Consider the following 24525-nt stretch of genomic DNA (forward strand, 5'->3'; position numbering starts at 1 on the left):
GACGCCATCCGGGAAAGTACCTGTATCTGCGTAATTATGCGTCCTCAGCGATGCACGTTTGCGAATTTTGTGTAACGCAGGTGGCGTAGAGTCCGGTGACGGTGGCGAAGACATTCGCGGGCGCTCGCCTTCGACGGCTGCGCGATGAGAAAGGCCTGACACAGGTCGCGCTGGCGCGTGCGCTGAACCTGTCCACGAGCTACGTCAACCAGCTGGAGAACGATCAGCGCCCGATGACGGTGCCGGTCCTGCTCGCCCTGTCGGACCGGTTCGACCTGCCCACCCATTACTTCGCGCCGGATGCCGACGCCCGGTTGGCGGCCGATCTGCGCGAGGTGCTACCGGACGTCACGGCGGCCCAGATCGAGGAACTGATCGCCCGAATGCCCGATGTCGGCCAGGCGATGGTGAGCCTGCACCGGCGCCTGCATGACGCGACCGCCGAACTCGAATCCGTTCACGGCCGGGCCGCCCTGAACGCCCAGACCGGAACGCAACCACCGATGCCGTTCGAGGAGGTGCGCGACTTCTTCTACGACCGTCGCAACTACATCGACGCACTCGATCGGGCGGCCGAAGAGCTGTTCTCCACCCAGCGGCTACGCGTCGGCGGCCTCGACGGCCAACTGGCCCGGCTGCTGACCGAACGGTTCGGCATCACCGTGGTCATCGATGACGGCGACGCGCTGGGCGCAGGTGTCAAACGCCGCTATCACCGCGACGCCAAGGTGCTCTACCTCGCGCGCTGGCTGCTGCCCGGACAGCGGGCCTTCCAGCTCGCCACCCAGCTCGCGCTGCTGCTGCACACCGACCTGATCGACACGATCGTGGCCGGCGACGACCGATTGAGCATCGAAGCCCGCGATGTGGCACGCATCGGGCTGGCCAACTATTTCGCCGGCGCACTGCTGTTGCCGTATCGGCCGTTCTTGTCCGCTGCCACCGAGTTGCGTTACGACATCGACCAGCTCGCCCGCCGATTCGAGGTCGGTTTCGAGACCATCTGCCACCGGTTGTCCACGCTGCAGCGCCCGGACGCGCGCGGTGTGCCGTTCATCTTCGTACGGACCGACAGCGCCGGAAACATCTCCAAGCGCCAGTCCGCCACCGCTTTTCACTTCTCCCGGGTGGGCGGCAACTGTCCGCTGTGGGTGGTGCACCACGCCCTGTCCCGCCCCGGCGAATTCCTCACCCAGGTGGCGCAGATGCCCGACGGCCGTAGCTATTTCTGGCTGGCCAAGACGTCGGTGTCAACCCCGAGCCGCTATCTGGGGACGCCGAAGAGCTTCACCATCGGGTTGGGCTGCGATCTGGCGCACGCCGACAAACTCGTCTACTCGATCGGCATCGATCTCAGCGACGCCGCCGCGACGGTACCGATCGGCGCGGGGTGCCGGATCTGCGATCGGCCGGCCTGCCCGCAACGTGCGTTCCCGTATCTGGGCCGTCCGGTTCAGGTCGATCCGCAGACCAGCAGCAATCTGCCGTATCCGCCGGCGAGCTAGGCGCCATCACCCGCGAGCAGACGCAAATGTGCCCAATCCGCCCCCCAAAGGGCACATTTACGTCTGCTCGCGCCCGGAATGCTCACCGCAGCTGGGCTTTGTCAACCTTGCCGGTGGCGTTCAGCGGCAGGTCCGCGACGAACTGCACGGACCGCGGCACTTTGAACCCGGCCATCCGCTCCCGGCTCCAGGCGATCAGATCCTGCTCGGAAACCGGGCTTTCGGCGACGACGAAGGCCTTGCCCACCTGTCCCAGCCGCTCGTCGGGCACCCCGATCACCGCCGCCTGCCGCACGGCGGGATGCTCCAGCAGGAAGCCCTCGATCTCGGCGGGATAGGCGTTGAAACCGCCGACGATGAACATGTCCTTCATCCGCCCGACGATGCGCACCCGCCCGGCGTCGTCGATGCTGGCCAGGTCACCGGTGTGCAGCCAGCCGTCGGGATCGATCGCCGCGGCGGTAGCAGCCGGGTCGTCGAGATAGCCCTGCATCACGCTGTAGCCGCGCACCAGCAGTTCACCGGATTGATGCGGCGATCCCGGCTTCGCCTCACCTCCGGCGAGCCTCGCTGAACCACCAGATTGATGCGGCGGTTCCAGCTTCGCCTCACCTCCGGCGAGCCTCGCTGAACCACCGGATTGATGCGGCGGTTCCAGCTTCGCCTCACCTCCGGCGAGCCTCGCTGAACCACCAGATTGATGCGGCGGTTCCAGCTTCGCCTCACCTCCGGCGAGCCTCGCTGAACCACCGGCCTCGGCACCACCGTCGATGCGCACCTGCAGGTCATCGCACACCCGCCCCACCGTGGTGGCGATGTCCTCGAAGGAGTCGCCGCGCCGGGAGGCCGTCACGGTACCTGCTTCGGTGAGGCCGTAACCGGTCATGATCGACTGGAAGGGAAGTTCGTTGCGGATCCGGCGGATCAGCTCCACCGGAATGTCGGCGGACCCGGTGACGGCGGCCCGCAGCGACGACAGGTCGTGCTCCCCCTGCGCCGCCAGCAAGGAGTGGTACAGCGTCGGCGGCCCGGGCAGCATGGTGATCCGTTCGGCCTCAATGAGTTCCAGCACCGCCGCGACGTCGAACACCCGTACCGGCAGCATGGTGGCGCCCCGGATGCAGGAGGCGATGCACCCGGCCTTGTAGCCGAAGGTGTGGAAGAACGGGTTGACGATCAGATAGCGGTCGCCTTCGCGGAGGTCGGCGAGGTCGCACCAGTCGGCGTACCCCCGCAGATTCTGCAGGTGGTTCATCATCACGCCCTTGGGCCGGCCGGTCGTGCCCGAGGTGAAGATGATGTCGGCGATCGCGGTGCCGTCCACCGGGCGGTACAGCGGCGGGCCGCTGGCCAGGAAATCCGACTTCAGGTCGATCACCGGGACGCCCGGCGGAACGGTGAAATCCAGCCCCAAGAAACCCTTCTCGACCAGAACCAGCTTGGATCCGCTGCGGCGGATCACGTCGTCCGCCTCGGCCGCTTTGAAGCGGGTGTTGACCGGAACCAGCACACCCCCGGCGGTCAACAGACCGAACGCGGCGATGATCCACTCCGCGGAATTCGGCGCCCAGATCGCCGCCCGGTCACCCTTCTCGATACCGGCTGCGGCGAATGCCCCTGCCGCACACCGGACCCGCTCGGCGAGCTCGGCGAAACTGAACCGCAGCGGGCCGTCGGCGACCGCTTCGGCGGCACCGAAGCGGTCGCCGGCGCTCAAGACCATCTCGGGGATGGTCTGCCAACGCTGCACCCCTTAGAGGGTAACGAGGCGACCCAGGTTGCCGCCCATGATCTTGGCCTGGTCCTCGACCGGCAGATGCGACAACGCCGTCACGTAGTGGGTGGGTTCGGCCAACCCCTCCGGGTGCGGCCAGTCCGAGCCGTAGAGCACCTGGTCCACACCGATCAGGTTGATCAGGTCGTCGATGCCCTCCTCGTAGAAGGGGCTGACGTAGATGCGGTTCTTGATCTCCTCCATCGGGTTGCCCAAGAAGGCTTCCGGCGCCTTCTTGTACACCTCGGTCATCGAGTCCAGCAGCGGGAACATCCACTTCGAGCCGGCCTCGACGATGCCCACCTTGAGCTTGGGGTGGCGGAACAGCGCTCCGTGGATCACCCAGGAGGCCACCGCATCCTGAATCGGGCGCCACTCGTTGAGGATCGACATGGCATTGGTCTGGAACGGCAGCATCTCCTGGCTGGCGCCGTCCCACTCCGAGGTGTAGCGGGAGTAGCCGCTGTCCGAGGAGTGCATCCCGACGAACACGTCGTACTCGACGCACTTGCGCCAGAACGGGTCGAACTCGGGCAGTGCGAAGGACCGCGGCCCGCGGAAGCCGGGCACCGGCGCCGGGCGGATCAGGATCGCGCGAGCACCGCGCTTGACCGCCCAGTCCAGCTCCTCGATGGCCTTCTCGACGATGGGCAGGGTGATCACCGGCGTGGTGAAGATCCGGTTCTTGTAGTTGAAGCCCCAGACCTCGTCGAGCCACTGGTTGAGCGAGTGGATGATGACGTGGATCGCGACCGGGTCGTCGCGCAGCCGCTCCTCGATCAGGCTGGCCAGGGTCGGGAACATCAGCGAACGCTCGACGCCGAGCTCGTCCATCAGCTCGAGGCGCGGCGCGGGCTCGAAGAACGCCGGAATCGACTTCATCGGCTCGCCGAACAGCTCACGCTTGCTCTTGCCGTCGGGGTTGCCGAACTTGAAGTACTCCTCCCAGGCACCCGGCTTGGCCACCACGGAGAAGGTGGGGTTGGGGATGTACTCGCTGATCTGGCCGCGAATGGCGATCTTGGTGCGGCCGTTGATCTCGACGTACTGGACGACGTCCTTGTACTCCTTGGGCAAGTACTTGGTCATCGCCTCCGGCGGCTCATAGAGGTGGTTGTCCGCGTCGAACAGCGGAAACGGGATGTCGACCCGGTGCGACAGCTGACCCATGAGATGCTCCTTTTCAGTTCATGAGAAGGGTATTCTCTTTTCGCGGATGCCGCAATGCGCACGTCGGACTTGTCGCGGGCAGATCTGCGGCTACGACGCCGGCGGCTCGCCCTCCAACCGGTGCAGCCAGCGCTCGACGAAGGTGACTGTCTCGGCATGGCCCGAGGTCATCCCCAGCGCCTCCTCCTCCATCACCAGCATCCGCGACAGGCTGGTCATCAGGACCATCATCACCTCGGCCGGGCACTCCTCGGTGTCGAGATCGGATTGTTCGAGTAGCTCGGCGACCGCCTTGCACTGTTCGGCGCGCAGTTGCTCGGCATAGCGGGCGATCTCCGCCTTCAACGCCTTGCGGTGGTGGGCCAACGCCATGAACTGCGTGGTCAGCGCGGCCCCGGCCGGATCGGTACTGAACCGCCACAATGCCCACAGCGGTTTGGGGGATTTCAGCGCCGCCGCCTGATCTTCCAGCCCCTGATCACCGCGCCGACGGAACGCCGCCAAGAACAAGTCGTCCATGGTGCGGAAGTAATAGTGGACCAGTTGATGCTTGAGACCGGCCTTCTCGGCCACCCGTCGCGAGCTGACCGCGGGGTAGCCCTCCTCCAGCATCAACTGCTCGGCGGCGTCCAACAGCAGTGCCCGGTTCTTGGCGTCCGGCGCGCCGATCCGGCGGGGCCGATTAACTGACTGGGACATAGGCGTTCGACCGATATCGTAGCGTCGGTCGAACGCCGGGCGAGGTCCGAATCGCAGATATCCGCGCAGCGTCCGGAAACGGCGTTCTAGTATTCGGAGATGACGCTTTCACGTCTACGCTCACGGGCCCTGGGCGCCATGGCGGTTGCGCTGGTGGCGTCGTCCGGTTTGGCGATGAGTGCGCCCGCGCACGCCGGGCCGCACCAGGTCCGCTACACCGTCACCGCCAGCACGCCGGTGTACGCCTACATCTACTACCGCGACACCGACCCGCCGACGTTCGCCGACTACAGCCACGACCCGTACGTTTACAGCCCCCGCACCGAAGCCGACATCGGACCGGGCAAGCCCTGGGTGCTCGATGTCACCTTGCAGGACCCCGACCAGTGGGCCATGGTCACGGCGACCAGCGGAGATTCCAACGTCACCACCGGTTTTCAATGCCAACTGGCCGTCGACGGGGTGGTGGTGAAGTCCAGCAACGGCCCCAAGGGCACGCTGTGCTCGCTGCGGAGTTGGTAAGGGCTAGAGGTCGCCTCGGACCCAAACAGTCTCGCCGTGCGCAACGGTGCAGGTGAGAAACAGACCATCCGGGGCCTGGGCGACGTAGTTCGGATACTGCTTGCAGTTGGCGCCTTCCTCCTTGATCCCCACCATCGGCGGGGACCGGAAGTATCTCGGCTCATACCGACGAGGCGACCCACAGAACACCAGCCGGCCCCAGTCCGTCGTGCCGAAGACGAAATAGGTGGGGTTGTCGCAGGGGGCGCCGAGCGTCACTCCCCCGGCAATCCCCGGAGTGCAGAACGGGTTGTCGCACGCCGTCGGCTCCGCCGCGGCGATCGGCGCCGACCATTCCGCAGCGGCAACCAGCACCGTGGCAGCAGCCACCCTCCATCGCACCGCCCCACTCTGCCACATCCGGAAAGCGAATTCTCACTGTCGGAGAAGATTACTTCGGCGCAAGTCGCGGATCGCGGTGCACGAGCCGCACGGCGCCCTCCCTATCGGGCCCGGAATCGCCTCCCGCGGAAACACTATTTACGCAGGTAAATCCGGTGATCCGAGGATCGGCCGGTGCACCACCGGCCGGCCCGCCCGCCCGACTGATAACGTGGTTCTCCTCAACCCGTCCGGCGCGTAAGGAGGTGGCGGTGTCGACCAATGATCGTCCCTCGACTGCACTGGACTCCGACGCCGGCGAGACCGCCGACGATCTGCAGGAGGCCGAGGCCGCAGCTGCCAAGGCGGAGGCCCGCGCCGAGGCTGCCCGTGCCCGTGCCGAACGTGCACGCCAGCAGGCCAAAGCCGCGACGTCCGAGACCACCGAGATCGCGACGGCATCCGACGACACCGCACCACCGCAAGCCGCAGGCGACGCCGCGGATTTCGCCGAGCGCGCCAACAAGCGGCGCAGGTTTCGACTGCCCACTCGGGTGACCGTCACCGTCGCGGCGCTCGTCCTGATGCTCTGCTGCTCACTCACCGCGACCGGCTACATGGGGTGGCGGCACTGGATATCGGCCCGGGACTCCCGGCAAACGGCCGAAGTCGCCACGGCCGCACGCGAGAACACCGAGATCCTGATGACCCTGGATCACGCTACCGCCCAAGCCGATACACAGGGCCTGATCGATCACTCGACCGGCAAGTTCAAGGACCACTACCTGGCGGGCGCAAAGGAACTGGTCGCGGACCTCGAGAAGTCGAAGGTCGTCACCCGGGTGGCGGTCACCGATGTCGCCGTCGAATCGGTGAGCGCGGACTCGGCCGTCGCGCTGGTCGCCGCGCGCACCGAAGGCACCAACGCCGAAGGGGCGCCGCAGCAGCCGCGGCTCTGGCGGATCGCCATGACGCTGTCCCGCGATGGCGGGCAGCTCAAGATCGCCGATGTCGAGTTCGTCCAATGAGCGCCGACGAACCGGTTCTGGCCGACACCCCAGAAGACGACATCTCCGCCGGCAATGCTGGGGGTGCCCGGACCGACACCGACACACCGGGCCCACGCCGCGCGCCTCGCTGGCGGCTGCTCACGCTGGCCGTGATCACCGTGGCCGCGGTGGGGTTCGCAGTCGGCTACTTCTTCCTGCAGTACCGCCCCGACCAGCAGACTGACGACGCGGCGTCCAAGGCGGTGCTCGCGGCCGCCGAGGATGGCACACTGGCACTGCTTACCTACACCCCGGACACCTTCGACGCCCAGATGGCCACGGCGAAATCGCATCTCACCGGGGAGTTCCTCACCTACTACGGCCGATTCACTGACGAGGTCATGGGACCCGCGGTCAAGCAGCGCGGCGTGCACGCCAGCGCCAGGCTGGTACGGGGCGCCGTGTCAGAACTGCGCCCGCGCTCGGCGACCGTACTGCTATTCGTCGACCAGACCAATGCGAGCAGCGAGCGACCGGAGCCTGGATTCGCGGCGAGCGGCGTGCGGGTAACGCTGACGAAAATCAAAGACTCCTGGTTGATCTCAAAATTCGAGCCGGTCTAGACCGGTCTGGGCAAGCGGACGGAGGCCATATGAACCAGGTAGCACGGTGTCTCGCGGCGGCGGCGGCCACGTCGGTCGCAATGGCGCTCGCCCCGCTCGCCCACGCCGACATGGTGGTCGGCAATTACGAGCTGTCCATCCCCGACCGGTACGACTTCCATTCCATGGTGTGGAAGATCTCGCCCTGCCCATCGGAGAAGGGTTGCGTCCAGGTCAGCCAGATCCCCCGTCCCAACGCCAAAGCCGACACCTGGGACGGCTACGCCCACCTGGCCAACGGCCGCTACACCATGACCGTCGAGGACCCCTACGGCCTGCGTTGCGGCGGCGTCTACTACGGCCCCGCCTACGTCACCCACGACACCTACTCCTGGGATGCGGCGACGTTGACCGGCGCCATGGACTCGGTGTCCGAGACGGGTTGTGACGGCGGGCCGGGCGGGACCACCACCTACCCCTTCTCGCTGTCGCGGATGTAGCGGGGCGGACCGAGATTCCCGGTCCGGCAAAGTCATCGAAGTGTTATTCTCCTAGTTTGAGAATCCCGCTATCCAGCGGCTGCCTCCGTTCGCACCCGTAAGGAGCCTGCGATGCGCGCACGTGGAGTGATTGCCGGCGCGATTGTCGCCCTGACCCTGCCCGGTACAGCGGCCCACCCACAAGCCCGAGCCATCACCGACGAGATGCCGATCAATGGGACGTTCATCGCCCGCTCCATGGGCGACTGGGCGAAAACCCGTGAGTCCTATCACAACGAGCCGACCGTCACCAGCACCTGGACCATCAGCTCGACGTGCAGTGCCCCGTCGACCTGTACCGGACAGGTCAGCAGCGACGCGGGCTGGACGGTGCCGCTGATCCGGTTCGCCGGCCAGTGGGAAGTCAAACGCCTGATCCCTGATTGGGAACGGTGCGACGACGGGGCCACGTTCCCCGGTGAGCAGACCATCCGCTTCTACGGCGTAGACGAGAACGGCATGGTGATGATTCGCCAATCCGAGGCCATCCAGTTCGCCGGCGAAGACCGAACGGTCGCGCAAAGCGGGGCATGCGGTGTGAACCAGTGGCTCACCATCCGGATGCCATTCACCATGCGCAAGGTGGCGTGAGCGCGGCCTCGCCTCAGGCGGGCAGCATCTCCTTCCACGACTTCGGCTTCCCGGACACGATGTCGGATCGCTGGAACGTCTTGCCATCCGGCGCCATGTAGACACCGGTCTTCGGGTTGTATTGAGCGATGGCAACCGATGGGCCGGATTCAGACTCGTTGCGTCCGTATGCGCTTGGCGCCATCCCCGGCGTTGCGGCGCCGGGGGCGGCTGCATCGTCGGCCGGCGGCGGCACCGGGGGCAGCAGCAGGCTGTCGGTGGTCGCCGGCGCACCCGGCGGTCCGGGGGCCGCCGCAGGCCCGGGAACCACGCCCGGCGGCAACGGGGTGCCCTCGCGTGGTCCGTAGATCTGGTCGTTGAAGGTGGCCCGGTCGTCGGGCAGGATGCCCTGCGCGATCAGATTCGGGTCGAAGGGCATGGCGCCGGTGGCGTGCTGGCGCATCGCCAGCGGCACAAACGGCTTGTCGCTGTCACAGATCGCCACCGTCGGCGCCCGTTTGCCGGGATGGCGCATACAGGGAAGGTTGCGGGCGCCGCGGACATTCAGCGGTGAATCCTGAGGCAGCTTGCAGTACAAACCATCCGGGGTGTCGATGGTGGTGGTGTCGGCGGGCGACCGCCACTGCGACGGCGGCAGAAACCCGACGGTGCAGGCCGGCGGATCGGAGACCGACAAGACGAAGTCACCCGCCGTCACCCCGGTCGCATTGGTGGTAGGCCCGAACGACTGATATGCCGCCGCGGTCGGCGGCAGCAGCACCAGCAACTGTTCGACCGCGGGCCGGTAGACCACCAGGGTCTCCTCCACGGTGGTCAGGTTGGCCAGCAGCACCGGCAACGTGGGCTTGATCTGCTGAAGCAACGCGGACGCCTCGTTGGCGGCCACCTGGCCGGTGGTCAGCAGGGTGCGTACCTGACGGTCATCGTCGACTACGGTTCCGGTCACATGCGCCAGGCTGCGCGCCCAGGTGCGGATCTCGTCGGCGGTTTGCGCCTGCCCGTCCAGTAGCGGGCTGCTGTCGTCGATGAGTGCACGGGTCCGCTCGGCGATCCGGTCGGCGTCGGCAGCGACTTTCGCCGACGCGTCGCTGAGCGACTCGAGGTCGAAGCCGGCGCCGTTGAGGGCCCGATACGACTCGTCCAGCAGATCAGACAGCCGGTCCTTGGGGATGCTGTTGATCAGCGCGCTGACCTGATCCAGCATCGGCCCGACCTGCTGCGGGATGTCGTTGTCGGACATGGTGATCGTCGAGCCGTCGCGCAAATACGGTGCCGCGTCGGTTTGCGGTAGCAACTCGACGTATTGCTCGCCCACCGCCGAGACGGAGAGCACCTTGGCCTGCAATTCGTCGGCCGGGATCTTCGGTGAGGTGTCCAACGAGAGCGTCGCCCTCGCACCGGTCTCGGTTAGATCGATCTTGGTGACCTTGCCGATCTGCGCGCCCCGATACGTCACGTTGGAGAACCGGTACAAGCCGCCGGTCGCGGGCAGTTCGAGGGTGACCGTCATCCGGCCGACGCCGAGCAGCATCGGTGCCTGGATGTAGGCGAACACCATCACCAGCACGCCGACGATCGACGCGATGGTGAACACCGCCAATTGCATTCGGACGAAACGTGTCAGCATCAGCCGTCCCCATCGCTCGGTACTGCCGCCGGCGGCGGTGCGGCACCGGGATCAGCGACTGGAGGTGGTCCCGGCGCCGCCGGCGCCGGGCCCGGCAGTGCAGGGGCAACCGGTCCCGGCCCCGGCGCACCGGCAGGCGGCGGGCCGGGGCGCGACGGCAGCACACCGACGCTGAGCGGGTCGTAGGTGTAGTTCAGGTACCACGGATCGCCGGGTGCCGGCACCTGCGCCGCGCCCGGCTCACCCCACCGGGTGCCCAGCATCAGCGTGCGCTTGAGTCGCGGAACCGTGATGTCCACGATCGCATAGAGGTTCATGTAATCGCCGCGAGCACCCCGATCAATGAGGCTCTGCGGGAAGGGGAATGTGGTCAGGTACGCCAACACGGTATCGAGGTCAGGCCCGACATCGGCCAGCGCTTTGAGGGCCGGTTCCAGGTTCGCCAGATTACGTACCAGATAGCCCTGGGTGTCGTTGATCAGCCGGGTGGCGGTGTCGCTGAACGTACCCAGCCTTTGCAGCGCCGTGGTGAATGTCGGCCGCTCCCGGACCAGAACATCGAGAGCCGGCGGGATCCGTTGCAGCGCTTGGGTGAGCACGTCACGCTGACCGGCGAAGGTGGATGCGACCCGGTTCAACTCCTGGATCGAGGCAATGATGTCGTCGTGCTGGGTGTCGAGCAAGCCGACGAAATCGTCTAAGCGGGTCAGCAGGTCGCGCACCTGCGTTTCGTGACCGGACAGCGCAGCGGAAAAGTTGTGGATGACATCGCCGATCTGCCCGAGCCCACCGCCGTTGACCAATGCCGACAACGATGCGAGCGTCTGCTCGGTAGAGGGATAGGTCGACGACTTGTCCAGCCCGATGGTGGCCCCCGGTGCCAGCTTCCCGTGCGGCGCCTGCCCCACCGGCGGGTCGAGTGCCAGGTGCATCGAACCCAGCAAGCTGGTCTGTCCGACCGTGGCCACCGCGTTGGCAGGTACCACCACCCCGGGCTCGACGGATACCTCAACCTCGGCATGCCAGTTCTGCACGGTCATCTTGCCGACGCTGCCGACCACGACGTCGTCGACCATTACCGGCGAATTGGACTCCAGGGTACCCACATTGGCGACCTGGACGTGATACACGGCGGCGCCCTTCCCGTGCCCGACGGTTCCGGGCAGCGGCAGCGAGTTCAGCCCCTGGAAGGCGCATCCCGACATCAGGGCCGCGATGGCGCTCATCGTTAGCAGTTTGCGGATCACGGCGCCGGACTTTCGGAGGGGAGCAGCAGATCCGGCACGTTGCCGGGCGCCGGGGCGGGGGACGGCAGCAATGCCCGGTCCGCGGGAGTGAGTTGGTCGGGGAAGAACCCGGTTCCGGTCGAAGGCGGGGGCACCGGTACCGCGACCCCCGGGATACGTGCCGGCGGCGGCGGCGGTTCCGGCCCTACCGGATCGACACCCGGCAACCCCGTGTACGCCGACACCGAGGGCGGTATCTCTGCCGGTATCGGCCTCGGCCCGGTACCCCCGGGGAGTAGCCGGTCCTCGCTGTAGACCAACTTGTCCGGGGTGGCGGCGGGGGTCAGGAACAGGCTGAACGGGATGGGCACCTCGTTGAAGCTCAGCAGCCGCAACGCCGGACCGAGGTATTGCGCACACAGCTTCGAGCTCTCCAGCGCGGTGACGTTCTCGATGGCACCGACCATCCCGCAAAGGGCCCCGACGGGACTCTGGAAGTTGGCCAGGGTGAACGCACCGAGTGGACTACCGGTGTTGGGACTGACGATGTTGTAGAAGTTCGCGAACGCGGTGGGCGACACGTGCAGCACCTGCTCGAGGTCCTTCTGGTGCTCGACCAGGTTCTGGGTGACATTACCCAACCGCTGCACCTGCTCAGCGGTCTGACTGCGGCTCCCGTTGACGAAGCGCTGGACATCGTCGACGGCCACCGACAGCTCCTTGAGCATGGCGTCGAGACTGGAACGGCTGTCGTCGACCACGCTGGTCAAGCTGGCCAGGCGGTCTTGGAACTGCACGATCTGGGTGTTGCTGTCCCGCAGGGTGGTGACGAAGGTTTGCAGATTGCTGATGATGTCGACGATGTTTCCGCTGCCGTCGGCCAGGATCCGCCCGACACCGGAAAGCTGGGACAGGGTCTGGCGCAACTTGTCGCCGTTACCGTCCAGCGCGCCGGCGGCGCTATCGATGACGCGGCCCACCGAGGTGGCCGACACCTGGCCGCTGGGTCCCAGATCCGTTGCCAGCCGCATCAATTGGCTTTTCACCTCGTCCCACTCGACCGGGATGGCGGTACGTTCCCGAGGTATGGTCGTGCCGTCGGTCATTTTCGGACCACTGTCCCGGTAGGCCGGCGCCAGCTGGACGTAGCGGGCAGCGACCAGGTTCGGCGCAACGATCACCGCCTTCGCATCGGCAGGGATGGGGACGTCACGGTCAACGCTCAATGTCAACTCCGTCTGGGTCCCCCGCGGGGTAATGGACGTGATCTTGCCGACCTTGACCCCGGACACCCGCACCTCGTCGCCCGGATAGATCGCTGTTGCGGTAGTGAAATATGCGGTGAACGTATTGGGCTTGAAGTAGGCATTGCGGATGAGCAGTGCCGCACCACAGAACAGCAGCACGACCAGCACCACCGCCCCGGCGGCCGCGATACGCCTGCGCGCCATCAGCGCCCTCCTGGGTTGTCGAACCACGGGCGGTCACCCGGTTGTGGAATGCCGTTGTACGGGAACGGCAACTCAGCGCGAGGCCCGGCATTGTCGGGCGGCTGACCCGCATTGACACCGCGGCGGAACCCGAACGCGTAATCGAACCACGGCTGCAAGAAGACCTGGGGGACTATCAGGTTGGGAATGTAGGCCTGATAGTAGAAGCCGTTGGAGACCGCTTCGCCCTGGGTGGTTTCGAACTTCCCGAGCCCGGGCAGCGCCTTGCCGATGTTGTCGCGATTCTTCTCCAGCATCGCCGTCACCGAGTTGATTTTCTCCAGTGCCGGAGCGAGTTTCGACTCGTTGTCATGCACCATGGCGGACAACTGTCGCGCCACCGTCGAGGTGTTGGCCAGCAGGTTCACGATCGCCTGGCGCCGCGCCGAAAGCACACCCAGCAGATCGTTGCCGCCCAGCAGCAGCTGATTGACCTGTTGGCTGCGTTCCGAAAGCACGCCGGTGACATCACCGGCGGCTTTGAACAGCTCGCTCAGTGATGCGTTGCGTTCGTTCAGCGAGCGTGACATGCGGGTGAGGCTCTCGAACGTCGGACCCAGCTGGGGGGCGACCTGGTCGATGGTGGCCGACAATGTGTCCAGCGACCGGTTGAGTTCGGCGGTGTCGGTGTCACGGCTGCTCGCAGTGAGATCGCTGACGGCGTCGGTCAGCGAGTACGGCGAGGAGGTGCGCGACAGCGGGATGACGGTGTTGGGGGCCATCCGGTTGGCGCCGGCCGATTCCAGCGTCAACACCCGCTCGCCGAGCAACGTACCGGTCCGGATCCGCGCAGTGCTGTCGGAGCCGAGTTCGACGCTGCCGGGAGCGGTGAACGTCACCAGGGCGTCACCGTTGTGCAGCTGGACCTCCGTTACGGCACCAACCTTGATGCCCGATACCGTGACGTCATTGCCGACCGCCAGGCCGCCGGCTTCGGAGAACAACGCCTGATAGCGCACCGAGGTCGCCAGTTCCACGAGCCTTTCCGGCTGCAGACCGATGGCGATCACCAGCACGATCAGCACCAGGCCGATGAAACCGGCCCGGATGAGATGAGTTCCGCGGTATTTCAGCATTACGGCTCCGCGCACCTCCCGCCTTCTTGCTTGATCCAGGGAAAGAACACGGTGCGGCCCTGCAGGTCGGTCGCGCGCCAACTGACCCCGCACAGGTAGTACTGGTAGAAGCTGCCGTAGACGCCCTGCCGGGTCAGTTTGCGGTAGTTCTCCGGGGCTCTGCGCAGTGCCTCGTCGAGCTGGTCCTTGTCCTTGTCGATCAGCGGCGCCACCCTGCTCAGCTGTTCGACCGAGCCGGCCAACGGTCCTCGCGCCGCGCCGAGCAGGTCGGCCAGCGAGGCGGTGCCCCGGTCCAGCGACTCGATCGCCGCCCCGATCGGATCACGGTCCTGCGACAGCCCAGAGATCAGCGTCTGGAGTTTGTCGACCGCACCGGAAAACTTCTGACCGTCCTGGGAGATGGTGGCCAACACCGTCTTCAGGTTGTCGATGAGGGCCTGCACCGTTTCGTTGTTGTCGGCCAGCGACGTCGAGAACGACGACGTCTTGGCAAACAACGACTCCAGCGTCGGACCCTGGCCCTGGAAGATCTGCACCAGCGAGGAAGTCAGCGCGTTCACGTCCTGCGCGTTGAGGCCCTTGATGACGGGTTTGAGGCCACCCAACAGCAGGTCGAGGTCAAGCGCCGGAACGGTGTGATCAAGCGGGATCTGCGAACCGGTCGCCAAGCGATTCGTCGACCCCGGACCGTCGACGAGCTCCAGGTATCGGTCGCCGACCAGGTTGAGGTACCGCACCGCGGCCTTGGTCCCGGTGGTGAGCACGATGCCGCGGTCGGTGTCGAAATTCACCACGACTTTTTTGTCCGGACGCAGCTTGACTCCGTTGACGGTGCCCACCCGGATTCCGGCCACGCGCACGGAGTCCCCGGATTTCAGTCGCGATGCGTCGTTGAACACCGCCGAAAACTTTTGTGTCGCGCCCGTGCGGTACTGCCCGAAGATGAAGAACAGGAAAGCCGTCAGCACCACCATGACGGTGGCGTAGATGCCGAACTTGATGGCGGTGCCGTACCGTGACCCGCTCATCCCGGCTGCCCGATCTGCGCGGTGTTACGCGGCGGCCCGTCGATCGGCCCGAACAGCAGCTGCTTGAGGCTGTCGGAGTTGAGCACGATCCCCTGATTTCCGTACTGCGACGGGTTGGCGCCGTCATCGGTGACCAGGAATGGCGGGATAAAACCCGAGGGCAGCGTGGGTAGCCCCATGTCGGTGCAGTGCGGTCCGCCGGTTGCGGCGACCTTCGGCAGGTGGCCCGGGTAGCGGTAACGTTCGGCTGCCATCGGCAGCGCCACCGATACGTAGATGCCGGGTTCGGGCGACGGCGGGGTCTTCATTAACGGCATCATGCCCATCAGCGCGCAGTTGATCCCCTCGCTGTACTGGCTGAGCAGATCGGTGGTCGGGGTCAGCATCTGGATCACGTTGGTCAGTGCCTGCCGGTTGCCGCCGATGACGTCGTTCCCGATGTCGGCCAACCCGATGGCGCTGACCAACACCGCGTCGAGGTTGTTCTGCTCCTCGACGAAGGTCCGGCTGATCGACGTCGCATGCTCGACGGTGGCGAACAGGTCCGGTGCGGCGTCGCCGTAGGCGCGCGTCACGTCGGGAGCCACCGAGAGTTCGTGGCGCAGCGTGGACAAACTGGGATCCAGCGTGGCCAGCAGATGATCCAGGTCGAGCAGCATCTGGCCGAACTTCTCGCCGCGCCCGTTGACGCCCTGCGCGAGCGCCCCCAGCGTTTCGTTGAGTTTTGCGGGCTCGATCTTGGCCAGCACCGCGGTCAGCTGCTGGAAGACGGTGTTGATTTCGACGGTGACATGGTCGCCACTGAGAACCTGCTTGGCCCGCAACGGCTTTGCGCTCGGGTGCGCTGGCGGGATGAGTTGAACGAATTTGGCGCCGAACACCGTGCTGGATGCGATGTCTACCAGCACGTTCTCCGGGATGAGGTGCAGCAGTTTGGGATCCATCGCCAAGCGGATCTCGGCATCGCCGTTCGGCCGCCTGTCGATGGACTCGACCTTGCCGACCTGCACGCCGCGCATCTTCACCTTGGCGTCGGGGTTCATCACCAGCCCGGCGCGCTGCGACAGCACGGTCACCGGGATGGTGGTGGTGAAACTTCCGCTGAACATGCCGGCCGCGAACACCACGATCCCGGCGATCACCACGATGGTCACCAGCCCCAGCGTGGGCCGCACCCAGCCCGGGGTCTCCCGACGTTTGGTGGACGACTTCTGCTCCGGCGCAGCAGAACGACCGGCGCGGTTGTGCGCGCCGCCGGACCCGAAGTTTCCCGTCACTGCACCCCCTACCCCGACAGGTTGAAGTTTCCGTTGGAACCGTAAATGCACAGCGACACCAGCAGCGTCACCGAGACCACCACCACCAGTGAGGTGCGCACCGCGTTGCCGACCGCCACCCCGACGCCCGACGGGCCGCCGGAGGCGAAATAACCGAAATAGGTGTGGATCAGCAGGATCGTCAGCGCCATCAGGATGGCCTGCAGGAACGACCACAGCAGATCGATCGGGTTCAGGAAGGTTCGGAAATAGTGGTCGTAGAGCCCGGCGGACTGCCCGAACAGCACGACGGTGGTGAATCGGCTGGCGATGAACGCGAGGATCACCGCGATCGAGTACAGCGGGGTGATCGCGATCATGCCGGCCACGATCCGGGTCGACACCAGGTAGGACACCGGACGGATCGCCATCGACTCCAGCGCGTCGATCTCCTCGTTGATCCGCATCGCACCCAGTTGCGCGGTCACCCCGGCACCGAAGGTGGCTGCCAGGCCGATGCCGGCGACCACCGGGGCGGCGATACGCACGTTGATGAAGGCCGCCAGAAAGCCGGTCAGCGCTTCGATACCGATGTTGCCCAGCGAGCTGTAGCCCTGGACTGCCAGGGTGCCGCCGGTCGCCAACGTCAGGAACCCGACGATCACGACCGTTCCGCCGATCATGGCCAAAGTGCCGGTGCCCATACTGATTTCGGCAACCAACCGGATGATCTCCCGGCGATAATGGGTGGCCGCGAACGGCGCCCCGGCGATCGACTGGCCGTAGAACAGGGTGTGGTCGCCGAGCCGGCCCAGCGCGTTGCGGGGCCGACGCAACTCCCGCACGACGCGCGGATAGGCGGCTTTGATGGTGACGCGGTTGCCCATGGCGCTACCTGGCCGTCATCCGGATACCGATGGCGGTCACCACCACGTTGACCACGAACAGCGACATGAACGCGTACACCACCGTTTCGTTGACCGCGTTGCCCACCGCCTTGGCGCCGCCGCCGGAGATCGTCAGGCCGCGGTAGCAGGCCACCATCCCGGCGATCACCCCGAACAGTGCCGCCTTGACGCAGGAGATGATCACCTCGGGGACCCCGGTCAGCAGCGTGATGCCGGCGGCGAACGCGCCCGGGTTGACGTCTTGGACGAACACCGAGAAGGTGTAGCCGCCGACGATGCCGATGATGACGACCAGGCTGTTCAGCAGCAGTGCCACCAGCCCGGCCGCCAGGATGCGGGGCGCCACCAGACGCTGCACCGGGTTGATGCCGAGCACCTCCATGGCGTCGATCTCTTCGCGAATGGTGCGCGATCCCAGGTCCGCGCACATCGCGGTGGCGCCCGCGCCGGCCACGATCAGCACGGTCACCATCGGTCCGACCTGGGTGACCGCGCCGAAGGCCGCCCCGGCGCCGGACAGGTCGGCGGCGCCGAGTTCACGAAGCAGGATGTTGAGGGTGAAGCTGACCAACACGGTGAACGGGATCGCCACCAACAGCGTGGGCGCCAACGAGACCCGCGCGATGAACCAGGACTGATCCAGGAACTCGCGCCCATAGAACGGGCGGCGAAACAAGAACTTCACCGCGTCGGCCGACATGGCGAACAGCCCGCCGATCGCCTGCATCGACCCGGAGAAGTCGCGCGGAATCGAAATGCCCGGCGTCCAGCGGTCCACGACCGTCCTGATACCCATCAGTTCCCGGACCTTTCGGCCCAGGTGGTCGTGCCCGTCTCGTCAAACCCCACAGCGGCCGCCTTAGTCACGCCGGCACCCCCTCGGACCCCTCGGGTTCGAAGGCATAACCGTAGCGCCGAACGCCGGATCACACAGCGATTCGGCGCAACACCGGCGGCCACTGCGGCGTAGGGGCATCGATTCTCCCGCGAGCTCAGGTGACCGCGCCGGCGGCTTTGAGTTCGATGATGCGGTCCCAGTCCAGACCCAGTTCGGCGAGGATCTCCTCGGTCTGCTCGGCGAAGCCGGGGGCGGCCGCGGTGTCGGGGGCGGCGACGTCGAACTGAACCGGGTTGGCGACCAATTCGAGTTCACCGGCCTGCACGACGTATTCATTTGCCCGGACCTGGGTGTCCGCCGCCGCCTGCAGGGTGTCCTGCACCGGTGCCCACGGCCCGGACAGCGTGGCGAACCGTTCGCTCCACTCGGCCAGCGGACGCTGGGCCATCGCCGCGGTAAGCAGTTCCACCGCCGCGGGGGTGTTGGCGGCGATGTCCTCAACGGTCGCGAACCGCGGGTCGTCGATCAGGTCGTCGAGGTCCATGTGCCGGCACACGTCGGCCCAGAATTTGGTGGGCTGCATCATCACCAGCGAGATGTAGCGACCGTCGGCGGTCGGGTAGAGCCCCACCAGGGGGTTGATCGGCGACCCGTGGATGCCCGGCGGGAGCGCCTCCATCCGCTGGCCCAGGTGGGTCGTCACGGCCACGGTGTGCCCCATCGCCCACAGGCCGCTGCCCAGCAGCGAGACATCCACCACCGACGGTTCGCCGGTGCGCTCCCGTTTCAGTAGCGCCGCCGCGATCCCGCCGGCCAGGTTGGTGCCCGAGATGGTGTCGCCGAACGCCGGTCCGGGCGGGCCGATCATGCCGTCCATCCCGGCCGGGGTGATGGTGGCCGCGGTGCCGGCCCGGCACCAGAACGCGGTCATGTCGTAGCCGCCCTTTTCCGCTTCCGCTCCGCGCGGGCCCAGCGCACTTCCGCGCGCGTAGACGATGCTCGGGTTGATCGCGCGGATGTCGTCGACATCGATGGCGAATTTGCGCCGGTGCCCGGGCAGGAAGCTGGTGAGGAACACGTCGCTGCGGCGGGCCAGCTCGTAGAGCACCTCGCGGCCTTCCGGCACCGACATGTCCAGGCCGATGCTGCGTTTGGCGCGGTTGGCGTGCTCGATGTTCGGGTTCGGGTCGCCCTCGACCCGCAGCATGCCGGTTTGGCGCAGCCCGCGCTGCGGGTCGCCGGTCACCGCATGCTCGACCTTGATCACGTCGGCGCCCCACTCCGCGAGCACCGCCCCGGCGGACGGGACGAACCCGTACATCGCGACTTCCAGGACCCGGATTCCCTCCAGCGGCTTCATCCCACCACCACCGCGAAGGTCTTGCGCTCCAGGAATTCCTCCAGCCCGGCGACACCCATCTCGCGGCCGATGCCGGACTGCTTGTAGCCGCCGAACGGCGCGTCCGGGCTGAAGTAGTTTCCGCCGTTGATGGAGAACGTTCCGGTCCGGATCCGACGGGCCACGGCCAGCGCCCGGTCCTGGCTGCCGAAGATCGCGCCGGACAGTCCGTAGATCGAATTGTTGGCGATGCGCACCGCGTCGTCGTCATCGTCGTAACCGATCACCGCCAGCACCGGCCCGAACACCTCTTCCTGGGCGATCTCAGCGTCCGGGTCGACGCCTGTCAGCAGCGTCGGCGTATAGAAGTAGCCCGGGTCGACCTTTTCACCGCCGGTGACCAGGGTGGCTCCCGCAGCCACCGCCCGTTTCACCATGGCGTCGACCTTGTCGCGCTGCTTCTCGCTGATCAACGGACCCATGTAGGTCTTGGGGTCGTTCGGGTCGCCGTAGCGGACATGACCGAAGTTGGCCTTGATCAGCTCGACGATCTGGTCGTGGTGGCTGTTGGGGACCAGCAGCCGCGACGTCAGCGCGCAGCCCTGGCCGGCGTGGGTGACCATCGAGAACGCCGAGAACACCGCCGCGGTGTTGAAGTCGCCGTCGTCCAGCACGATCGCCGCCGACTTGCCGCCGAGTTCCAGGAACACCCGCTTGAGGGTGTCGCTGGCGGCGGCCATGATGGCGCGTCCGGTGGGGGTGGATCCGGTGAAGGTGACCATGTCCACGTCGGCACTGGTCGTCAGTGCGGCCCCGACCGCCGGGTCCGACGAGCTGAGCACGTTGACCACCCCGGCGGGGATGTCGGTGTGCCGGGCGATGATTTCGCCGAGCGCCAATGTGACCAGCGGGGTGTCCGGGGCCCCTTTGAGCACCACCGTGCAGCCGGCGGCCAGCGCCGGGGCCAGCTTGGCCAGCGCCAGTTGGTTGGGGTAGTTGTAGGCGATGATGGCGGCCACCACACCGGCGGGCTCTTTCTCCACCCACCGGTGGTGTTGCATTCCGCGGCTTTCGATGTTCCCGAGGTCTTCGGTCATCGGGTAGCCCTTGAGCAGGTCGGCGTAGAAGCGAACGATCTCGATCGGCTGGTCGAGTTGGGCGCCCTGGGTCAGGGCCGGGGTGGCGCCGACTTCGGCGATCGTCAGGGCGGCGAGTTCATCGCGGTGCGCGAGCAGCGCCCGGTGCAACTGGTCCATGCAGCGGATCCGCAGGTCGACGTCGGTCGACCAGGTGGTGGTGTCGAAGGCCCGGCGCGCCGCGGCGATGGCCGCCTCGGCTTCGCCGACGCCGGCGTCCGGCGCATACCCCAGGACTTCCCCGGTGGCGGGGTTCAGCGAGCTGAAGACGGCGTGGGTGGTGATCAGCTCGCCGTCGATGAGCAGCCGCCGGTCCACAGCCGGCCCTGCCGGGGACGCTCCGTTCCCGCCCGCAATGGTCGCCGCCGTGTCCTGCGCACGCATTCAGCCTCCTACCGGGGTTGGTAATTTCATTCTCATCTGCGGCAAATCATACATTCCGACAACGAGAACTCAAGCGGATCGACAAACCCGTCTGATCTGGGAATCCGGTACGTCAACAGCCGTCGGCACCGCTTCTGCGCAGTTGAGCGCGGTTTCGCGGCATCCTTGCCAGAACCACAGCTATGAGAGTATGGTTCTCATATTCGGAAGGGAGATTCTTTGTGACCGAGACGGCCTGCTCGTGAGAACAGCTGTCGTAACCGGGGGTGCCTCAGGCATCGGCGCGGCCGTCGTCAACCGGCTCCGCACCGACGGCCACCAGGTCGCCGTCATCGACCTCAACCCATCCGAAGACTCCTCGTCGTTCGCCGCCGATGTCACCGATCGCGCACAGCTCGATGCCGCGCTGGCGCAGATCCGCGAGCGGCTCGGCCCGGTCACCGTGCTGGTCAACGCCGCCGGTCTGGACGGGTTCAAGAAGTTCACCCACATCACCTTCGAGGACTGGCAACGCGTCATCGATGTCAACCTCAACGGCGTCTTCCACACCATTCAGGCGGTGCTGCCGGACATGCTGGACGCCGGCTGGGGTCGGATCGTGAACATTTCGTCGTCGAGCACGCACTCCGGTACCCCGTACATGGCGCACTACGTGGCGGCCAAGTCCGCCGTCAACGGGCTGACCAAAACCCTGGCTCTCGAATACGGGCCCAACGGCATCACGGTCAACGCGGTGCCGCCCGGCTTCATCGACACCCCGATGCTGCGCAAGGCCGAAAGCCGCGGCTTCCTCGGCGACGTCGAGGACAACATCGCCCGCACACCGGTCCGGCGCATCGGCACCCCGCAGGACATCGCCGCGGCCTGCGCCTTCCTGGTGTCGGAGGAGGCCGGCTACATCACCGGCCAGATCTTGGGAGTCAACGGCGGTCGCAACACCTGATGCGCGCTGAATTCGCTGGAGCCAACGAAAGGAAATGACGTGGGACGCGTAGCCGGGAAGGTCGCATTCATCACGGGCGCAGCCCGCGGTCAGGGCCGCAGCCACGCGCTGCGGCTGGCCGAGGAAGGCGCCGACATCATCGCCGTCGATCTGTGCGAGGACATCGCCACGATCGGCTACCCGATGGCCACCCCGGCTGACCTCGAGGAGACAGCCAAACTGGTCGAGAAGACCGGGCGGGGCATCATCACCGCGCAGGCCGACGTGCGCGACGCGGCGGCGCTGAAGAGCGCCCTGGACACCGGCATCGCCGAGTTCGGCAAGCTCGACATCGTCGTCGCCCAAGCCGGCGTGGCCGGCATGAAGGGCAACCCGCCGCTGCAGGCATGGACCGACGTGATCAACACCAACCTGGTCGGCACCATCAACGGCATCCAGGTCGCCCTGCCCCACCTCGGTGAGGGCGCATCGATCATCGCCACCTCGTCGGCGGCCGCGTTGATGGACGCACACCAGAAGGCCAACCCCGGCGCCGATCCGGGCGGCATGGCCTACATGACCTCCAAACGGCTCATCGCGCAGTACGTGCACGACCTGGCAACCGAATTGGCGGTGCGCGGCATCCGCGCCAACGTGATTCACCCGACCAACTGCAACACCGACATGCTGCAGAGCGCACCGATGTACCGGTCGTTCCGCCCGGATCTGGAGAACCCGACCCGTGCCGACGCCGAACCGGTCTTCTACGTGCAACAGGCGATGAAGGTGCCGTTCATCGAGCCCGAGGACATTTCCAACGCGGTGCTGTGGCTGGCCTCCGACGAGGCGCGCTATGTCACCGGCATGCAACTGCGGGTCGATGCCGGCGGCTATCTCAAGTGGTACGACTACCACGTCTGATCGCCACTCTTCCCCCCATAAGGAGCAACGGCATGAAAGTTTGGGTTGACCCGGAACGGTGCCAGGGGCACACGCTGTGTTCGATGATCGCCCCGGACTCCTTTGTGCTCGACGACATCGACGGCCACTCGTCGGCGGTGACCGACATCGTTCCCGCCGACCAGCAGGACAAGGTGCGCGAGGCCGCGCATTCCTGCCCGGAGCAGGCCATCATCATCACCGGTGACGGCCAAGAATAACCAAGGGAGACAACGCCTTGAGCGTCAACGAGTCCGTCGGCGACCGGAAGAAGGGCCAGTACCACTTCGACCGGCACACCTCGGAGTACCGGCTGCAGTTCGAGACGATCACGCAGGAGATGCACTCCTCGTGCCCGATGGCATGGACCGAGGCCTACGACGGCCATTGGGTGGCCGCCGGCAGCCGCGAAGTCTTCGAGCTGGCCCGCTGCCCGCAGGTGGTCAACGATCACGACGTGAACAACGAACGCCGGGGCTACAAAGGCATTTCGATTCCACCGGCCAAACGTGCAGTCGGGGTGCGCGGCGGGATGCTGGAGATGGACGGCGAGGAGCACCGCTTCTACCGTGATGTGGTCAACCCATACCTGTCGCCGGCCGCGATCAAGCGCTGGGTGCCGTTCATCGACGAGATCGTGCGGGCCTGCGTCGATGAGAAGATCGAGTCCGGGCAGATCGACTTCGTCGACGACCTGGCCAACATCGCGCCCGCGGTGTTGACGCTGGCGATGCTGGGTGTCCCGCTGGCCAAGTGGACGATCTACTGCGAGCCGGTGCATGCCGCCGTGTACACCCCGGAGCACTCCCCCGATTCGGTGCGTGTCGCCGAGTTGCACCGTCAGATGGGGCTGGATCTGCTCACCAGCTACTTCGAGATCAAGGAGAATCCGCGTCCCGGTATCGTCAACGCGCTGGCCACCGCCCGCATCGACGGCGAGCCGGTCCCCGACATCGATGCGCTCGGCATGGTGGGCCTGGTCATCGGCGGCGGCTTCGACACCACGACGGCGTTGACCGCGCATTCGCTGGAATGGCTTGCCGCTCACCCCGAACAACGCGAGCTGCTCAGCCGTGAACGTGACACACTGCTGAATCCGGCGACCGAGGAGTTCCTGCGATACTTCACCCCGGCTCCCGGCGACGGGCGCACCTTCTCCGAGGATGTCGAGGTGGACGGCAACCGGTTCAAGGAGGGCGAGCGGCTGTGGTTGTCCTGGGCGATGGCCAACCGGGATCCCGCCGTCTTCGATGACCCGAACCGGATTATCCTGGACCGCAAGGGAAACCGGCACTTCAGCTTCGGGCTCGGGGTTCATCGCTGCGTGGGATCCAATGTGGCACGCACGGTGTTCAAGTCAATGCTGACCGCGGTGCTGGACCGGATGCCGGACTACCGGTGCGACCCGGAGGGCACCGTGCACTACGACACCATCGGTGTCATCCAGGGCATGCGTCACCTGCCGGCGACCTTCACGCCGGGCAAGCCGCTGGGCCCCGGCCTGGATGAGACGCTGGAGAAGCTGCAGCGCATCTGCGACGAACAGGGCTGCGCCCGCCCGATCACCGAACACAAGGACCCGGTGGTCCTCTCTTAGCGCGAGCC

The 24525-nt window shown here is 66.3% G+C and carries 24 protein-coding genes; 10 read left to right on the forward strand and 14 right to left on the reverse strand.

Going from position 1 to position 24525, the window contains the following annotated elements; translation table 11 throughout:
• Positions 1-101: 101 nt before the first annotated feature.
• On the forward strand, positions 102-1505 hold the full coding sequence (locus AC5Y36_RS00760; protein ID WP_500038955.1) for a short-chain fatty acyl-CoA regulator family protein: 1404 nt from the start codon (positions 102-104) through the stop codon (positions 1503-1505).
• Positions 1506-1587: 82 nt separating this feature from the next.
• Here the strand turns inward: AC5Y36_RS00760 and AC5Y36_RS00765 are convergent, their stop codons facing one another.
• From AC5Y36_RS00765 to AC5Y36_RS00775, 3 genes are all read right to left on the reverse strand, one after another.
• The gene (locus AC5Y36_RS00765; RefSeq protein ID WP_500038956.1) at positions 1588-3255 is read right to left on the reverse strand and encodes an AMP-binding protein; all 1668 of its coding nucleotides are present in this window, start codon (positions 3253-3255) and stop codon (positions 1588-1590) included.
• A gap of 3 nt (positions 3256-3258) precedes the next feature.
• Positions 3259-4449, reverse strand: a complete 1191-nt coding sequence (locus tag AC5Y36_RS00770; protein ID WP_500038957.1) for an amidohydrolase family protein — start codon at positions 4447-4449, stop codon at positions 3259-3261.
• Positions 4450-4539: 90 nt separating this feature from the next.
• Positions 4540-5148, reverse strand: coding sequence for a TetR/AcrR family transcriptional regulator (locus AC5Y36_RS00775; RefSeq protein ID WP_500038958.1), 609 nt, complete (start codon positions 5146-5148; stop codon positions 4540-4542).
• A gap of 99 nt (positions 5149-5247) precedes the next feature.
• Between AC5Y36_RS00775 and AC5Y36_RS00780 the strand changes: the two genes are divergently transcribed.
• The gene (locus AC5Y36_RS00780; RefSeq protein WP_500038959.1) at positions 5248-5670 is read left to right on the forward strand and encodes an Rv2576c family protein; all 423 of its coding nucleotides are present in this window, start codon (positions 5248-5250) and stop codon (positions 5668-5670) included.
• Positions 5671-5673: 3 nt separating this feature from the next.
• Here the strand turns inward: AC5Y36_RS00780 and AC5Y36_RS00785 are convergent, their stop codons facing one another.
• Positions 5674-6051: a hypothetical protein gene (locus tag AC5Y36_RS00785; RefSeq protein WP_500038960.1), complete on the reverse strand. Its 378-nt coding sequence runs from the start codon at positions 6049-6051 to the stop codon at positions 5674-5676.
• Between the two features lie 251 nt (positions 6052-6302).
• Between AC5Y36_RS00785 and AC5Y36_RS00790 the strand changes: the two genes are divergently transcribed.
• The 4 genes from AC5Y36_RS00790 (at position 6303) to AC5Y36_RS00805 (ending at position 8751) form a co-directional block, all read left to right on the forward strand.
• Positions 6303-7058, forward strand: a complete 756-nt coding sequence (locus tag AC5Y36_RS00790; protein WP_500038961.1) for an Rv1363c family protein — start codon at positions 6303-6305, stop codon at positions 7056-7058.
• Positions 7055-7642, forward strand: coding sequence for a twin-arginine translocation pathway signal (locus AC5Y36_RS00795; protein ID WP_500038962.1), 588 nt, complete (start codon positions 7055-7057; stop codon positions 7640-7642). Before AC5Y36_RS00790 ends, AC5Y36_RS00795 begins: the two co-directional genes overlap by 4 nt.
• Before the next feature lie 29 nt (positions 7643-7671).
• Complete coding sequence (locus AC5Y36_RS00800) at positions 7672-8121, forward strand: cupin domain-containing protein (RefSeq protein ID WP_500038963.1); 450 nt, start codon at positions 7672-7674, stop codon at positions 8119-8121.
• Between the two features lie 111 nt (positions 8122-8232).
• Positions 8233-8751, forward strand: coding sequence for an Rv2253/PknI dimerization domain-containing protein (locus AC5Y36_RS00805; RefSeq protein WP_500038964.1), 519 nt, complete (start codon positions 8233-8235; stop codon positions 8749-8751).
• A gap of 13 nt (positions 8752-8764) precedes the next feature.
• On the opposite strand, the gene AC5Y36_RS00810 is transcribed toward AC5Y36_RS00805, so the two are convergent.
• From AC5Y36_RS00810 to AC5Y36_RS00855, 10 genes are all read right to left on the reverse strand, one after another.
• Positions 8765-10378: an MCE family protein gene (locus AC5Y36_RS00810; protein ID WP_500038965.1), complete on the reverse strand. Its 1614-nt coding sequence runs from the start codon at positions 10376-10378 to the stop codon at positions 8765-8767.
• Positions 10378-11625 (reverse strand): MCE family protein, encoded by a 1248-nt coding sequence (locus AC5Y36_RS00815; RefSeq protein WP_500038966.1) that lies wholly within the window; start codon positions 11623-11625, stop codon positions 10378-10380. The genes AC5Y36_RS00810 and AC5Y36_RS00815 overlap by 1 nt, the downstream gene beginning before the upstream one ends.
• Complete coding sequence (locus AC5Y36_RS00820) at positions 11622-13055, reverse strand: MCE family protein (RefSeq protein ID WP_500038967.1); 1434 nt, start codon at positions 13053-13055, stop codon at positions 11622-11624. Before AC5Y36_RS00820 ends, AC5Y36_RS00815 begins: the two co-directional genes overlap by 4 nt.
• Positions 13055-14170 (reverse strand): MCE family protein, encoded by a 1116-nt coding sequence (locus tag AC5Y36_RS00825; RefSeq protein ID WP_500038968.1) that lies wholly within the window; start codon positions 14168-14170, stop codon positions 13055-13057. The genes AC5Y36_RS00820 and AC5Y36_RS00825 overlap by 1 nt, the downstream gene beginning before the upstream one ends.
• Positions 14170-15198 carry an MCE family protein gene (locus tag AC5Y36_RS00830; RefSeq protein WP_500038969.1) on the reverse strand — a complete coding sequence of 343 codons (1029 nt, stop codon included), beginning with the start codon at positions 15196-15198 and terminating at the stop codon, positions 14170-14172. The genes AC5Y36_RS00825 and AC5Y36_RS00830 overlap by 1 nt, the downstream gene beginning before the upstream one ends.
• Complete coding sequence (locus tag AC5Y36_RS00835) at positions 15195-16475, reverse strand: MCE family protein (RefSeq protein WP_500038970.1); 1281 nt, start codon at positions 16473-16475, stop codon at positions 15195-15197. The genes AC5Y36_RS00830 and AC5Y36_RS00835 overlap by 4 nt, the downstream gene beginning before the upstream one ends.
• Before the next feature lie 8 nt (positions 16476-16483).
• Positions 16484-17341, reverse strand: coding sequence for an MlaE family ABC transporter permease (locus AC5Y36_RS00840; protein ID WP_500038971.1), 858 nt, complete (start codon positions 17339-17341; stop codon positions 16484-16486).
• Positions 17342-17345: 4 nt separating this feature from the next.
• Positions 17346-18158 (reverse strand): MlaE family ABC transporter permease, encoded by an 813-nt coding sequence (locus AC5Y36_RS00845; RefSeq protein WP_500038972.1) that lies wholly within the window; start codon positions 18156-18158, stop codon positions 17346-17348.
• A 196-nt stretch (positions 18159-18354) separates the two neighbouring features.
• Positions 18355-19560: a CaiB/BaiF CoA transferase family protein gene (locus AC5Y36_RS00850; RefSeq protein ID WP_500038973.1), complete on the reverse strand. Its 1206-nt coding sequence runs from the start codon at positions 19558-19560 to the stop codon at positions 18355-18357.
• On the reverse strand, positions 19557-21059 hold the full coding sequence (locus AC5Y36_RS00855; RefSeq protein ID WP_500038974.1) for an aldehyde dehydrogenase family protein: 1503 nt from the start codon (positions 21057-21059) through the stop codon (positions 19557-19559). Before AC5Y36_RS00855 ends, AC5Y36_RS00850 begins: the two co-directional genes overlap by 4 nt.
• A 241-nt stretch (positions 21060-21300) precedes the next feature.
• Here AC5Y36_RS00855 and AC5Y36_RS00860 point away from each other — a divergent pair, with 241 nt between their 5' ends.
• The 4 genes from AC5Y36_RS00860 to AC5Y36_RS00875 are packed head-to-tail and all read left to right on the forward strand — an operon-like array spanning position 21301 to position 24517.
• Positions 21301-22002, forward strand: coding sequence for an SDR family NAD(P)-dependent oxidoreductase (locus tag AC5Y36_RS00860; RefSeq protein ID WP_500038975.1), 702 nt, complete (start codon positions 21301-21303; stop codon positions 22000-22002).
• 39 nt (positions 22003-22041) lie between these two features.
• The gene (locus AC5Y36_RS00865; RefSeq protein ID WP_500038976.1) at positions 22042-22902 is read left to right on the forward strand and encodes a mycofactocin-coupled SDR family oxidoreductase; all 861 of its coding nucleotides are present in this window, start codon (positions 22042-22044) and stop codon (positions 22900-22902) included.
• 32 nt (positions 22903-22934) lie between these two features.
• Entirely contained in the window at positions 22935-23141 is a 207-nt protein-coding gene (locus AC5Y36_RS00870; protein WP_500038977.1) for a ferredoxin, read from the forward strand.
• A 17-nt stretch (positions 23142-23158) separates the two neighbouring features.
• The gene (locus AC5Y36_RS00875; RefSeq protein WP_500038978.1) at positions 23159-24517 is read left to right on the forward strand and encodes a cytochrome P450; all 1359 of its coding nucleotides are present in this window, start codon (positions 23159-23161) and stop codon (positions 24515-24517) included.
• Positions 24518-24525: the final 8 nt, after the last annotated feature.

This window comes from Mycobacterium sp. NGS50 (assembly GCF_059812545.1).